9 protein-coding genes are annotated in these 14,142 nt (G+C 64.6%); 1 reads left to right on the top strand and 8 read right to left on the bottom strand.

Features of this window, described 5'->3' with window-relative positions; translation table 11 throughout:
- Nucleotides 1-147 precede the first annotated feature (147 nt).
- Entirely contained in the window at nt 148-1,785 is a 1,638-nt protein-coding gene (locus tag CGK74_RS08095; protein ID WP_094267994.1) for an electron transfer flavoprotein-ubiquinone oxidoreductase, read from the top strand.
- A 78-nt stretch (nt 1,786-1,863) separates the two neighbouring features.
- Here the strand turns inward: CGK74_RS08095 and CGK74_RS08090 are convergent, their stop codons facing one another.
- The 8 genes from CGK74_RS08090 to CGK74_RS08055 form a co-directional block, all read right to left on the bottom strand.
- Nucleotides 1,864-4,152, bottom strand: a complete 2,289-nt coding sequence (locus CGK74_RS08090) for a TonB-dependent receptor (protein WP_094267993.1) — start codon at nt 4,150-4,152, stop codon at nt 1,864-1,866.
- 174 nt (nt 4,153-4,326) lie between these two features.
- Complete coding sequence (locus tag CGK74_RS08085) at nt 4,327-4,791, bottom strand: copper chaperone PCu(A)C (RefSeq protein ID WP_094267992.1); 465 nt, start codon at nt 4,789-4,791, stop codon at nt 4,327-4,329.
- 119 nt (nt 4,792-4,910) lie between these two features.
- Entirely contained in the window at nt 4,911-5,330 is a 420-nt protein-coding gene (locus CGK74_RS08080) for a DUF2946 domain-containing protein (protein WP_094267991.1), read from the bottom strand.
- Nucleotides 5,331-5,372: 42 nt separating this feature from the next.
- Nucleotides 5,373-6,719, bottom strand: a complete 1,347-nt coding sequence (locus CGK74_RS08075) for a GGDEF domain-containing phosphodiesterase (protein WP_106408401.1) — start codon at nt 6,717-6,719, stop codon at nt 5,373-5,375.
- Nucleotides 6,720-6,723: 4 nt separating this feature from the next.
- Complete coding sequence (locus tag CGK74_RS08070) at nt 6,724-8,049, bottom strand: HD-GYP domain-containing protein (protein ID WP_094267990.1); 1,326 nt, start codon at nt 8,047-8,049, stop codon at nt 6,724-6,726.
- Nucleotides 8,050-8,176: 127 nt separating this feature from the next.
- Complete coding sequence (gene purL, locus CGK74_RS08065) at nt 8,177-12,112, bottom strand: phosphoribosylformylglycinamidine synthase (protein WP_094267989.1); 3,936 nt, start codon at nt 12,110-12,112, stop codon at nt 8,177-8,179.
- 170 nt (nt 12,113-12,282) lie between these two features.
- Nucleotides 12,283-13,671: a methyl-accepting chemotaxis protein gene (locus CGK74_RS08060; protein ID WP_276206056.1), complete on the bottom strand. Its 1,389-nt coding sequence runs from the start codon at nt 13,669-13,671 to the stop codon at nt 12,283-12,285.
- 45 nt (nt 13,672-13,716) lie between these two features.
- Nucleotides 13,717-14,142, bottom strand: a 426-nt coding sequence (locus tag CGK74_RS08055) for a DDE-type integrase/transposase/recombinase (RefSeq protein ID WP_165770061.1), incomplete at its 5' end; no start/stop codon positions are given.

Here is a 14,142-nt window from a genome sequence, read left to right as displayed (position 1 = left end):
CTTGTCTCCTATTGTTTGTTTGGCGGGCTAATGTAACATACGCACCCGTATGTTGTGCACGGCCGGCGCCGGAGGCCCGCGACCGTTTAAACTGAGCCATTCTAAGGCTCTAACAAAGAATCACACCGTCGGGAACAGGAGAACAGGATGGAACGCGAATCGATGGAATTCGACGTGCTGATCGTCGGCGGCGGCCCCGCGGGGCTGTCGGCGGCGATCCGCTTGAAGCAGCTGGCTGCCGAAAAGGGCCAGGAGATCTCGGTGTGCCTGATCGAGAAGGCGGCCGAGATCGGTGCCCACATCCTGTCGGGCGCGGTGATGGACCCGAAGGCGCTCACCGAGCTGATCCCCGACTGGAAGGAACAGGGCGCTCCGCTCAAGACCGCGGTGACCGAGGACAAGGTGCTGTTCCTGACCGAGACCGGCGCGCGCCAGGCCCCCAACGGCCTGCTGCCGGACTGCTTCGTGAACCACGGCAACTACATCGTACGCCTGGGCAACGTCGTGAAGTGGCTCGGCGAGCAGGCCGAGGCGCTGGGCGTGGAGGTCTATCCGGGCTTTGCCGGGGCCGAGATCCTGTTCGACGAGGCCGGCGCGGTGAAGGGCGTCGCCACCGGCGACATGGGCCTGAACCGCGACGGCACGCCGGGCCCGCACCACCAGCCGGGCATGGAACTGCACGCCAAGTACACGCTGTTCGCCGAAGGCTGTCGTGGCCACCTGGGCAAGCAGCTTGAGGCCCAGTACAAGCTGCGCGACGGCGCCGACCCGCAGACCTACGGCATCGGCATCAAGGAGCTGTGGGAGGTCAAGCCCGAGAACCATCGCCCGGGCCTGGTGGTGCACACCGCCGGCTGGCCGATGGACAACGCCACCTATGGCGGCGGCTTCGTCTATCACCTCGAGGACAACCTGGTGGCGGTGGGCTACGTGGTCGGGCTCAACTACAGCAACCCGCATCTGTCGCCCTTCGAGGAGATGCAGCGCTACAAGACCCACCCCGAGATCCGCAAGTATCTCGACGGCGGCAAGCGCCTGGCCTACGGCGCGCGCGCGATTGCCGCCGGCGGCCTGCAGAGCCTGCCGCGGCTGATCTTCCCGGGCGGCGGCCTGATCGGCGACGACGCCGGATTCCTCAACGCCGCACGCATCAAGGGCAGCCACGCCGCGATCAAGTCGGGCATGCTCGCGGCCGAGGCCGCCTTCGAGGCGCTCGAGCAGCAGCGCCAGCGCGACGCCCTGACCGCCTACCCGGCGGCCTTCCGCGAATCGTGGCTGTATGCCGAACTGCACAAGACGCGCAACTTCAAGCCCTACATGAAGAAGGGCCTGTACGTCGGCTCGCTGCTCTTCGGCATCGACCAGGTGCTGTTCAAGGGCAAGGTGCCCTGGACGCTGCACAACACGGCCGACCACACCGCGCTCAAACCGGCGGCCGAGTGCGCGAAGATCGACTACCCGAAGCCCGACGGCGTCCTCACCTTCGACCGCCTCTCGTCGGTGTTCCTGTCGAACACCAACCACGAGGAAGAGCAGCCCTGTCACCTGCAGTTGAAGGACGCGGGCACGCCGATCGCGATCAACCTCGCACGCTACGACGCGCCCGAGCAGCGCTACTGCCCGGCCGGGGTGTACGAGATCGTGCACGAAGAGGCCGGCCCGCGTCTGCAGATCAACGCGCAGAACTGCGTGCACTGCAAGACCTGCGACATCAAGGACCCGACGCAGAACATCAACTGGGTCGTCCCGCAGGGCGGCGAAGGGCCGATCTACCAGGGCATGTAAGCGCCCCGACAAGGGCTGCAGCAGATAGAAAAAGCCCCGCCGGATTCGGCGGGGCTTTTCTTCGTCTGGCGCAACCGCTCAGAACTTGAAGTTCACGCCAGCGTAGATCGAGCGACCCGCTCCCGGCACGGCATTACCCCAGCGCGGCACCGCGCCAACCGGGTTCGCGGTCATCGTGGTCCCCTGACCCAGATAGGCCCCACCCAGCGGCAGATAGTAGAACTTGTCGAACAGGTTCTCTACGCCAAAGTCCACGCGGACCTGCTTCCAAGAATAGCTCGTGCGCAGGTTGATCAGGTTGTAGCCCGGCGTTTCGACCTCGTTCCGGACCTCGGAAACGTCACGCTTTGCCTTCACCATCACCAGTTCCAGTGCGTTATCCCAGCCACGATATTGATGCGTGAGCGTCAATTTGGCGTTGAGCGGCGTGATGTTGTATAGGTCATCTCCGGTGTCCCGGTTCTTGCCATTGGTGTAGCTCAGCAGGCCCTTGAGCCCGAACTCGCCAAGTGCGTTTCGTCCCAGTGGCATGCGTCCCGAAATGTCGATCCCGTAAAGACGGGCCGATTGGTTGGCCAACTGCAGATACACGAAGCTGTTCGTCGCCGTCAGATTCGCGGCGGAGCACGCACCGCCCAGGCTCGTCGGGCAACGGGCCGCGTCGATGTAGTCGCTGACGCGCGAGTAGTACGGCGTTGCCTTCAGCTCCCAACTGCGGTCGGCGGCATGCCAGTCGAAAGTTGCCGACAGCGTATGGGCTTTTTCGGGCTCAAGGTCGACATCGCCGATATAGCCGTTGCCATCACCGAACCAGTTGATCATCAGCATTTCCATGCCGCGGCTGTACCAGCTATAACGCTCGTAGAGGCTGGGCGACCGGACTTTGCGCGCAAGGCCGAACTCGACGTCGAGGCTCTCGTCGACGGTGTACTTGGCGAGCAGACTCCAATCCCAGTTGTTGTCGGTGCGCTCTCGGTCTCGGTTGTTGAACGCGGGCACGAGCGTCGTGGCCGGGGCAGCGGCATTGTTGTACGCCTGAACGGGACCAGCATCAGTCCGGACGCGCTCAAAACGAACACCGGCAACTGCCAGCCACTGTGCGCCGAGCTTCCCTTCCCATTCTCCGAACAGCGCGTTGCGGTCGCGCTCGCCGTCATTGATGTTCCAGAACGTGTTCGGCGACATGCCAGCCCCTGACGCAGGCCACCAGTCGTCGAGGCGATAGCGCTGGAGTTCGGCTCCGATCTTGAGAAGATCCTCCCCCGATAGCCGGATGTCGCCCTTGAGGGCTAGCCCGGTGTTCTTGCTCTCGGTATTCATCGGCATGCCGGCTGCGCACGTCGGGCTGATCGGCGCACAAGGCGTACCATTGAGCGCTGCCGGCCCGCCGGACCCGGTCGGTGGCGCGCCATTGCCGTACCAGAATCGCTTGTCCGCGCCGAAATCCATGAAGTGCTCGACCTTCTCGCGATATGCGCGCGCCTCAAGCGCCCCCCAGTCGAACTGCCCCTGATAGCGCAGATTGACACGCTTCTGGTCATTGTCGAGCATGTCCATGCGCTGGTTCGGCCACAACTCGTAGGGGATGTCCTGAAGGCCAAGCTTGGCCTCCACGAGATGGTCGCCGCCCTTGAACGCAAACCCGAGTTCGTGATTGCGGCTCTTGTAGGCGGTCGATCCGACCTCGTCGAGTGGCAAGGTGTGGCCGGCACGGCCAGTCGCGGCCAGCGTCTTGAACTTGCGCGCCGCATCGTAGTTGTCACTCTCGGCAGTCGAACCAGCGTAGCTCACACTGAAGGACTCGGTCGAGAATGTCGCCGCGACGTTACCACCCTTTGCGTTGCCGTTGCTTCGATAGAAGGCGCCGATCTCACCGCTGGTCAGGGTACCCTGCCCCGACTCAGCAAAGACGGGCGCTTTCGATTCGGCGACGATCGTGCCAGCGATGCTGTCGCCGCCGACGCTCACCGGCGACACCCCGGGATAAATCTCGAGCAGGCCGACGTTGGACGGGTCGAGATAGGACAGTGCCGGGTTCATGTGGTTGGGACAGGCCGCAATCAGGTCCATGCCATCGACCTTTATCCGGATCCGATCGTCGGCGAGACCGCGGATCACGGGCAGGCTGGACACACCACCCGCCCCATAGCCGCTCACGCCCGGAACATCCCGCATCAGGGTGGCAGTGTCGCTCGTGGCGGGCTTCAGCGCATCAACGGTTCGGGGGGTTACCTCGGCCGGATTCACAGCGCTAACCGTTCCGGTAACGACGATCTTGCCCAGTGTTGTCTCCTGGGCATGGGCAAGCCAGGGCAAGGCCAGAGAAACTGCGACGGCGACAGGAAGGCGTCGGAAAGTGGAATTCATGTGCTTTTCTCGAAATGCAGGAGACAGCCAAACTGCAACGCGGTGATCACGGGACACGGGCGAGACAAGCCCGTCCCGCTGCCGTGCGGCAGCAGACTCTGCTGTATCCGAATGAAGGGAATCGGGATGAGGCCGACGCTAGCGGCGCATCACCCCTGGATCAGGTGAGACGGCTCAGTGCTTGCCGTGCTGCATCTGCATACCGCCCGCCGCGGCGTTCAGCGGGCGTGCAGGCGCCTTGAGTTCGATCGTCTCGCGCGCGCCATCGGCGGCCTCGACAACGATGCTCACCGGCACTTCCTCGCCATCCTTCACCTGCTGTTTCAAGTCCATCAGCATTACGTGGTAGCCGCCGGGCTTGAGCTCGATGGTCTTGCCCGCAGGCAGATCAAGGCCCGGAATGGCGTTCATCTTCATGACGTTGCCGTCCATGACCATCTCGTGGATCTCGACCACACCCGCCACTGGCGAGGCCGCGGACACGAGCCGCGCATCGCGGTCGGAGGTGAGCTTCATGAAGGCGCCAGTGGCCTTCTGCTGCGGGACGGTGGCACGCACCCAGGCTTCGGCCACGGTGACATCGGCGAATGCCGGCAGGGAACCCAGCGTGAAGGCAAGGGCGATAGCGAGCTTTTTCATGGTGAGAATCCTCGAACGATACTGATGAAAGTCGGTGTGCCATCAGGGCTGACGGCGGAACGGCTTGAGCAGATTCGAATCCGTTCGGTGCGGGGGAACATCCCGAACCGGCAGATCGTTCAGAGGAACGCGGGCGGTGCGCGCGGGTGGGATGGCGACCACGCGAAGAGCGTACGTGGCGCGGAGAGGAAGAGCGGCGGAAGTAGATCCGCCCCGGTTGCGAGGGTGATCGAGGGCGTCGCCTCGAATCCTGGCAGCCCTACGCTGCCGGCATGGGTGAAGCAATACGGGCAGGCCGAGAAGGAGAGGTCGGACGACTCTCCATCAGCGTCTCCGGCACCGGGCAGACCCAGACCGGCGTACAGATCCGCCTCGGCGCCGGTCAGGACAATCTGATGAACACCACTCGCCGAACAGATGTCCAGCAGCAGCGCCTGCTCACCCGAAGCCATCGCGCGACTCACGCTCGGCGCCAGCGCACCGATCAGCATCGCGAAAATCGCGAGCCAGGCGTGAAGGCGTTTGCGGAAGCGGAGCATGGGCAGCGTCGGCACAAGAGGGGGAATGACGTGCGGCGGATTTTACCTGAACGTCGTGTGCTGAACTTGATCCTCGTCAGGAGTGGCGCCCGGCACGGCAACCGTCCTACCGCTTCGTGGCAGGCCAAGCCAGGCCACGAAGTCGCCAACCGGCATGGCCCGGGCGAACAGGTAGCCCTGCAGGTGATCGCAGCCGAGTGCCGTCAGGATCGCCGCGGTCGGCTCGTCCTCGACGCCTTCGGCCGTGACCGAGATCGCGAGCCGGTGCGACAGTTCGATGATCGATGCCGCAATCTCCCTGTCCTTCTCGGAGCGGACGATGTCCTGGATGAAACTACGATCGATCTTGACCTCCTGGACCGACAACCGCTGGAGGCGGCTCATGCTCGAGAAACCGGTGCCGAAATCGTCGATCGAAAGGCTGATCCCCTGTGCCCGCAGGCGGCGCAAGACATCCGCCACCCCCTCGCCGTTGCGCTCCTCGATCATGCCGGTCTCGGTAATCTCGAGGCACAGGTGTCGGGCCTCGATGCCCCAGGTTGCCAGCGCCTGGCCGATCAGGTCCGGCACCTCGGCATCGTACAGATCCGACGCCGACAAATTGATCGACAGGGTGATCTCCGCCCTCGCCTCGCGCAGCAGGTGGAGCGTATGCGCCGCCCTCTGGAACAGCCAGCGGTTGAAGAGATGACGCATGCCCATGCGGTCGATGAGGCTGATGATGACCGGCGCGGGCACCCAATCGCCCGGCATGCGTTGCCAGCGAAGCAGCCCCTCTGCGGCATCGCAGTTGCCCACCTGCGGGCGCACCTTGGGCTGCAGGTGCAGTTCGAGCCTGTTGTCACCCGCGAAACACGCCCGCAGTTCGCGCTCCAGTTGCGCCAAGCGGGGCGAAACCTGCTCCATCCCCGGATCGTAGATCTGCCCACCAAGGTTCGCCTGCGCCGCCACAAGCGCTGCGATACGCGCCGACTGAACCAGGTGCAGCGGGTTCTCGCCATGCTCGGGCGCCATCGACGCGCCACAGACAACCGGCACCTCGATCTCGAGCCCCTCCAGGGCGACCGGATGCTCGCTGAAGGTCTGGCCGATCTTCATCATCGCCAGCGTCAGCACGGCCGAGCTCGGCAGGCCAGGCAGCACGACCAGCCACTCGCGCCGCTCACCGCTGAACAGCATGTCTTGCTTGCGCAGCAGACGCCTCAGGCGCGCTGCAACCTCGGCCTCAAGCTTGTGGCCGTGCTCCAGCGACAGGCGACAGAGCGCGGCATCGGGCTGCAGGGTGATACAGAGCACGCCGACCCCGGTTCCGCTAGCGTGCGCCTTCACCATCCGCCCCGAGATTTCAGTCAGGGCTGACAGCAGGCCGAGCGGCGTTCCATGCTCCATCTCGTCAACCCAGGTAAAAATCGTTCGGATCGATCCCGTACGCATTAGGCGGCAACGCCCGTAGGATACGGTAGGCTTCCCCGGCCGGCGTCTGCGGCAACATCAACAGGTCGAGCGTACGCGCGAAGCGCTCCACCGACTTGTCGGGTGCCAGCAGCACGAGTACCCGCGGCTGCAGGCGCCGCACCTGATTCTGCTGGATCACCACGGCAACCTCGCCGGAGTTGAGCTCGACCAGCGTGCCGATCGGATAGAGCCCGATGCATTGCAGAAACTGGTCGACCAATGCGTCGCGAAAGCGGGTGTTGCGCAAGCGGTTCAGCTCTTCCATCGCGCGCTGACTCGACACTGCCGCACAGTACACCCGGTCGCGCGTCATCGCGCAGTAGGTATCGACGAGGCCCGCCATCTCCGCGCCAAGCGCAATGCGCTCCCCCTTCAAGCCCCGCGGATAACCGGTGCCATCGAAACGCTCGTGATGTGCCGCGATGATGCTGAGCACCTCTGGATCGAAGCCGTCTCGCCTGTTCAGCATCTCGAGCGTATGCGAGACATGCGCCCGCACATGCTCGAACTCGCGCTCGTCCAGAGGTCCGGCCTTGGCCAGGATCTCATAGTCGATCTGCACCTTGCCGATGTCCTGCAGCAGGCCCGCCAGGCCGAGCTTGCGCACGAGGTTCGCGTCCATGCCGACGAATCGGGCGAACACCATCAGATGAACGGAGGCGTTCACCGCGTGGTCGTAGGTGTATTGGTCGGTGCGCTTGAGGCGTGTCAGCCACATTAGGGCGTCCGGGTTGCGCTCGACGCCCGCAGCCATCTCGCCAACCAGGCCCTCGACGCGGTCGACGTCGACCGACCCGCCCGCTTCGATGGCCCGCTGTGTTTCCCGGAGAGCGCGATAGACGTCGTCAAAGATCGGGGCCGAATAGCGCAGCTCGGAGTCGAGCCGGCTGCGGCCGTCAACCGGGCTCAGTCGCGGGACCGTTGGATGGCGACGCGTGTGGATCCTGCCCTTGAAGCTGCGCGTGACCTTCAGGAAGCGCTCGGCCTCGGCGCGACACTCCATTTCGCCGGGATGGATCCGCGGACTGGTGTGCGCCTCCGGCGGCGCCTCTCCCTCATCGACAACGGGCGCACGATACTGATCTCCGATCGACAGGCTGCGGTCGACCATCACGCTTCGACAACACGCCTGCAACGCGACGATCTGCTCCTCGTTCTCGATGAGGAAGCCCTGAATCAGGAACGGCGTTCCCAGCCACGGCCGGTCTAGCTCCGCGACGAACATGCCGATCTTCAGGTCCCGCGTCGGAATCGTGCTCAGCAATCCGGAACTCCGTGTTCGAACCTGTCAGGTTCGCGCAATCATCCACACGATCGAGGCAGGAAACGGAATTCCGCGCCGGTCGCCCTTAACAGGCGCACCGGCGCTCAGAACTGCCCTCGGTACTGCCTCAACCCAGCCACACGCGTGCGTTGCGGAACATGCGCAACCACGGCGAGGCATCGGGGCTTTCCTTGATCAGCCATTGCGGCGCCCACGACATCTGCAGGGTGCGGGCCGTGCGCTCGGGGTGGGGCATCATGATCGTGAAGCGCCCATCCGCCGTCGTGAAGCCCGTCACGCCGCCAGCCGAACCGTTCGGATTCAGGGGGTAACGCTCGGTCGGCATGCCATGGTGATCAATATAACGCAATGCAAGGAGAGCCTTCGTGCGATCCTGCTCGTTCGCGAACACCGCCTGGCCCTCGCCGTGACTTACGACGATCGGTATGCGGCTGCCCGCCATGCCCCGCAGCAGGATGGACGGGCTGTCCGTCACTTCCACCATCGCAAAGCGCGCCTCGAACTGCTCGCTGCGGTTGCGATGGAAGGTCGGCCAGGCTTCTGCGCCGGGGATGATCGGCGCGAGGTGGGCCATCATCTGGCAGCCGTTGCAGACACCAAGCGCAAAGGTGTCGCTGCGACGGAAGAAGGCCTCGAACTCGTCACGCAGGCGGCTGTTGAACAGGATGGACTTCGCCCAGCCCTGCCCTGCGCCGAGCACGTCGCCGTACGAGAATCCACCGCAAGCCGCCAGGCCGTGAAAATCGGCGAGATCGACACGGCCGGCCTGAAGGTCGGACATGTGCACATCGACCGGCGTGAAACCGGCGCGCTCGAAAGCCGCCGCCATTTCGAACTGCGAGTTCACACCCTGCTCGCGCAGCACCACGACCTTGGGCCGCACGCCGGACGCGATGAAGGGCGCAGCGACGTCGTCCTTGACGTCGAAGCTCAGGGACACCGAGCGGCCGGGGTCGGTCGCATCGGCGAGGCCGTCGAACTCCTCCTGCACCGACGCGGGGTCGTCGCGCAGCTTGGCAATGCGATAGCTGGTTTCCGACCAGGCCTGCAGCAGCTCGACACGGCTCGCGCCGAACACGAGCTTGGCATTGCGACGCAGGCGGATCTCGTCCTTGTCGTTGGGCTCGCCGATGAAGTGGTAGCTCAGCTGAGCGGCACGCAGCAGCTCGGTGACGCGCGCGCGATCGTCACGCCGGATCTGGATGACTGCACCCAGTTCTTCGGCGAACAGGCCGGCAAACAGCCGGTCACCGAAACGGCCCTTCAGGGTGTCGGGTTTCTTCTCGAGGCCGTCGACGTCGTTCATGTAGGGGTCGTAGCAGACTGTGTCGAGCACCAACGACAGGCCGCACTTCGCGGCAAACGCCATCTCGCACACGGCAGCGAAGAGGCCGCCGTCCGAACGATCGTGGTAGGCCAGCAGCAGGCCGTCGCGGCGCAACTGCTGCACCGACTCGAAGAAGGCCTTGAGCTGCGCCGGATCGACGTCGGGCGCATGTTCGCCCACCGAGTTGAAGGCCTGTGCAAAGACCGAGCCGCCGAGCCGATTCTTGCCATTGCCCAGATCGATCAGCAGCAGTTCGGTCTCGACGCCCTCGGGAAACTGGAGTTGCGGCGTCAGCGTGTTGCGGATGTCCTGCACCGGGGCGAAAGCGGTGGCGATCAAGGACAGCGGGGCAACGACCTGCTTGTCCTGCCCATCGTCCTGCCACGCGGTGCGCATCGACAGCGAGTCCTTGCCGACAGGAATCGACAGGCCAGCGGTCACGCAGAAGTCCGAAACGGCCTTCACCGTGTCGTACAGCTTCGCATCCTCACCACGATGACCGGCAGCGGCCATCCAGTTGGCGGACAGCTTCACGTCGCCCAGCTTTTCGATATCGGCCGCCGCGATGTTGGTGATCGCCTCGCCGATCGCCATGCGGCCCGAGGCCGGCGCATCGACGCAGGCCAGCGGCGTGCGCTCGCCCATGGCGAAGGCTTCGCCGCGGTAGCCGTGGAAGCTCATCGCGGTCACGGCGACGTCGGCCACCGGCACTTGCCAGGGACCGACGAACTGGTCGCGCGCGGTCAGGCCGCCGACCGAGCGGTCGCCAATGGTGATCAGGAAGCTTTTGCTCGCCACCGCCGGCATGCGCAACACCCGCATGCCCGCTTCCTTCAGATCGAGGTCGGTCGTATCGAAGGGCGGCAGGTGCACCGCGCGACGCGATACGTTGCGCGTCATCTTCGGCGGCTTGCCGAGCAGCACCTTCATGTCCATGTCCACCGGCTTGTTGCCGAAGTGGCGGTCGGAAACAGTGAGGTGACCGTCAGCCGTAGCGGTGCCGAGCACCGCGAACGGGCAGCGCTCGCGTTCGCAGAAGGCCTGGAACATCGGCAGACTCTCGGGCGCGATCGCGAGCACGTAGCGCTCCTGCGATTCGTTCGACCAGATCTCGCGCGGGCTCATGCCCGGCTCCTCGATGTGCACCTCGCGCAGCTCGAAATGCGCGCCGAGGCCGGCGTGGTCGGCCAGCTCCGGCATCGCATTCGACAGGCCACCGGCGCCGACGTCGTGGATGGCGATGATCGGGTTCTTGTCACCCTGCTGCCAGCAGGCGTCGATGACTTCCTGGCAGCGACGCTGGATCTCGGGGTTGCCGCGCTGCACCGAGGCGAAGTCGAGGTCGGCGGTGTTGGTGCCAGTCGCCATCGACGAGGCCGCGCCACCACCGAGCCCGATCAGCATGCCCGGCCCGCCAAGCTGGATCAGCAGCGTGCCCGGCGGGAAGGTCGGCTTCTCGGACTGCTGTGCCTGGATGCTGCCGAGGCCACCGGCGATCATGATGGGCTTGTGGTAGCCGCGCACTTCACCCTGCACTTCCTGCTCGAAGGTGCGGAAGTAACCGGCCAGGTTCGGACGGCCGAACTCGTTGTTGAATGCGGCCGCACCGATCGGCCCCTCGATCATGATGTCGAGTGCGGAAGCGATACGCTCCGGCTTGCCATAGGGCTTCTCCCAAGGCTGGCCGAAATCGGGGATGTTCAGGTTGGAAACCGTGAAACCGGCCAGTCCGGCCTTGGGACGCGAACCGCGCCCGGTCGCCCCCTCGTCGCGAATCTCGCCGCCGGCACCCGTCGCGGCGCCAGGGAAAGGCGAGATCGCAGTCGGGTGGTTGTGGGTCTCGACCTTGGCGAGGATGTGGGTGTCCTCGTCGTGGTAGCGGAAGGCGCCGTCGGCGTCCGGGTACAGGCGGGCGATGCGCGCGCCTTCGATCACCGAGGCATTGTCGGAATAGGCCACCACCGTGCCCTCGGGGTGGGCCTTGTGGGTGTCCTTGATCATGCCGAACAGGGACTTCTCCATCGGCCGCGCGTCGATCACCCATTCGGCATTGAAGATCTTGTGCCGGCAGTGCTCGGAGTTGGCCTGCGCGAACATCATCAGCTCGACGTCGGTCGGGTTGCGTCCCATGCGACCGAAGTTCTCGACCAAATAGTCGATCTCGTCCTCGGACAGCGCAAGACCCAGTTCGCCGTTGGCCTTCTCCAGCGCGGCGCGACCACCGGACAGGATGTCTACGGTCGTGAGCGGCTGCGGTTCATAGTGGTGGAACAGGGCTTCGGCCGCGTCGATCGTGTCGAGCACCGACTCCGTCATGCGGTCGTGCAGCAGTTGCAGCAGCGCAGCGTTACCCTCCACCCCGCGTGCATCGATCGTGTAGGCGATGCCGCGCTCGACGCGCACGATCTTGTCGAACCCGCACTGGTGGGCAATGTCCGTGGCCTTGGACGACCACGGCGAGATCGTGCCCAGGCGCGGCACCACAACACACAGCGTGCCGACGGGCAGCGTCGCCGTGGCAGGCCGCGCGTCGATCAGGTCGACCAGGCGCCCCTGTTCGTCAGCCGACAACGGCGCCGAAACCTCGACAAAGTACCAGTACTCGGCCGCGATGGCGTTGAGCTTGGGCTGGACCTCGGCAACGGCACGCGAAAGACGTTCGAGACGGGAGGCGGACAGCGCGGCATTGCCGCGCAGCTTGAGGATCGAGGTCATGTTCTTCGGAGACAGGGTCTGAGGGCGAGCGGCCACCGCTGCGGCCGGATGATTAGCCGCGAATTATAACCCGAGCCGCCACCCAGCCCCGAGCCGGCTTCCAAACCCCGACCTCCATGCTTCCGCACCAAGCCAGCCGCCCCGGTGCGGCGCAAGAATAGCGCAGGAGTTCACACCTTGAAGCGACTCACCACGCTGTCGAGGCGGACGGCCAGTTCCTGCAATCTACGCGCATCGGCCACCACCTCGCCCACGGCGGTCGTGTTCACTTCGTTCATTGCACTCACCTGCTCGACATTGCGCGCGATGAATTCGCTGGCCTCGGACTGCGACTCGAGCGCCTCGGAAATCTCACGCACGGCTTCAACGACCTGGCGCGTTGCCTCATTGATGCGACCCATGCCCTCGCCCGCAGTGACGGCTTTGTCTACGCTGGCATTCACCAGCACCGCCCCCTCCTCGATGCCGCCAATTGCTGCAGAAGTACTGCGCTGGATCTCGGTGATCATGTCCGTGATCTCCCTCGTCGAGGTCGCGGTCCGCTCCGCCAACTTGCGCACTTCATCCGCAACGACAGCAAAGCCGCGCCCGGCCTCACCGGCGCGTGCAGCCTCAATCGCCGCATTCAGCGCCAACAGATTGGTCTGGTCGGCAATGTCCTTGATCACTTCGACGATCGCAGTAATCTGCTTGGAGCCTTCGTCCATCCGCTCGACGAGGCCAGCGGACCGATTGACCGAGGCCGCGCTGGACTGCATGTCCTGCACCGTCTCGCTCACCGCGGCACTGCCTTGCGCTGCAAGTTCCCCCGCATCTCGCGCGAGGCCACTCGCAGTCCCAGCGCTGTCGGAGACCTGGCGAATGCTGACCGTGATCTCCTCGAGCGTGGCCGCGATCGACGACGTCGCGTCGTGCTGCTGCGACACGCCATCCGACACCTTGTCTGACATCGTCACCAGATTGCGCGAAGCACTGCTCAGCGCGGCCGAGCCCTCGTGAATGCTGCTCACCATGCCTCGCAATCCCTCCTGCATGCGTTGCATCGCACTCATCATGCTGCGCTCGTCACGCTCAGCCGTCTTGATCGGCACGGTCAGGTCGCCAGCTGCGATCCTGAGTGCAGCATCCGCCGCAGCTTCCGGCTCTCCACCGAGGGGGGCCAGCACCATCTTCCGCAACATCACGTTGATCATCACGATCAGCAGCAGGCAGGCCACCGCCCCTCCAGCCATGATCCAGATCATTCTGTTGCGCGCGATACGATCGACTTCATCGATCGAGTAGACGCCAACCACCGAAAACCCCCATGTGGGAAACCCGGCCCGCGTCACCCCCCACTTGTCGCCGTCAGCGAGATAATCAACAACTTGATCGTCGGTGACATGCCCCGACCGGAACCGGATCTTGTCCTTGCTATCGATCACTGCCACGAAACCATAGTCGAGAATGCGGCTTCCCTCGACCACCTTCTGCACGGGCTCCATGTCAACCTTGTAACCGACGTACCACGCGCCGATCACCTGACCCTGGCCGTTACGAATCGGCTCGTACCCCGTCAGATAAGGCGTCCTGAATCGCCCCGGGTTTCGAGGAGGCCGGTTGGTTTAAGTTAAAACTGCGGTCTCTGTCTTCTCGGCGAGTTGCCGGAAGTAGTTTGCCTCAGCTTCGGCCGGTGGAATATAACCAATTGGCTCGAGCAGTCGGGTGTGGTTGAACCAGTGCACCCATTGCAGGGTGGCCAACTCCACCGATTCCCTGCTCTTCCAGGGCGCGCGGCGGTGAATCAGCTCAGTCTTGTACAAGCCGTTGATGGTCTCGGCCAGTGCGTTGTCGTAGCTGTCGCCACGACTGCCCACCGACGGTTTCACGCCGGCCTCGGCCAGCCGCTCGGAGTAGCGGATGGACAGGTACTGAGCGCCTCGGTCCGAGTGATGAACCAAGCCGTTGGCATCGGGCCGCCGTTCGTACAAAGCCTGCTCCAGCGCGTCGAGGACGAAATCGGTCTGCATGGTGCGACTGACGCGCCAGCC

The sequence above is a fragment of the Thauera propionica genome (genome assembly GCF_002245655.1).
Taxonomy (GTDB): domain Bacteria; phylum Pseudomonadota; class Gammaproteobacteria; order Burkholderiales; family Rhodocyclaceae; genus Thauera; species Thauera propionica.
This window is presented reverse-complemented; position numbering and strand designations above follow the sequence as displayed.

What these genes read in the sequence shown, in the direction of transcription:
- CGK74_RS08095 (WP_094267994.1), top strand. Translation starts at nt 148, where the DNA reads ATGGAACGCGAATCGATGGAATTCGACGTGCTGATCGTCGGCGGCGGC.
- CGK74_RS08085 (WP_094267992.1), bottom strand. Translation starts at nt 4,791, where the DNA reads ATGAAAAAGCTCGCTATCGCCCTTGCCTTCACGCTGGGTTCCCTGCCG.
- purL (WP_094267989.1), bottom strand. Translation starts at nt 12,112, where the DNA reads ATGACCTCGATCCTCAAGCTGCGCGGCAATGCCGCGCTGTCCGCCTCC.
- CGK74_RS08090 (WP_094267993.1), bottom strand. Translation starts at nt 4,152, where the DNA reads ATGAATTCCACTTTCCGACGCCTTCCTGTCGCCGTCGCAGTTTCTCTG.
- CGK74_RS08080 (WP_094267991.1), bottom strand. Translation starts at nt 5,330, where the DNA reads ATGCTCCGCTTCCGCAAACGCCTTCACGCCTGGCTCGCGATTTTCGCG.
- CGK74_RS08075 (WP_106408401.1), bottom strand. Translation starts at nt 6,719, where the DNA reads ATGGAGCATGGAACGCCGCTCGGCCTGCTGTCAGCCCTGACTGAAATC.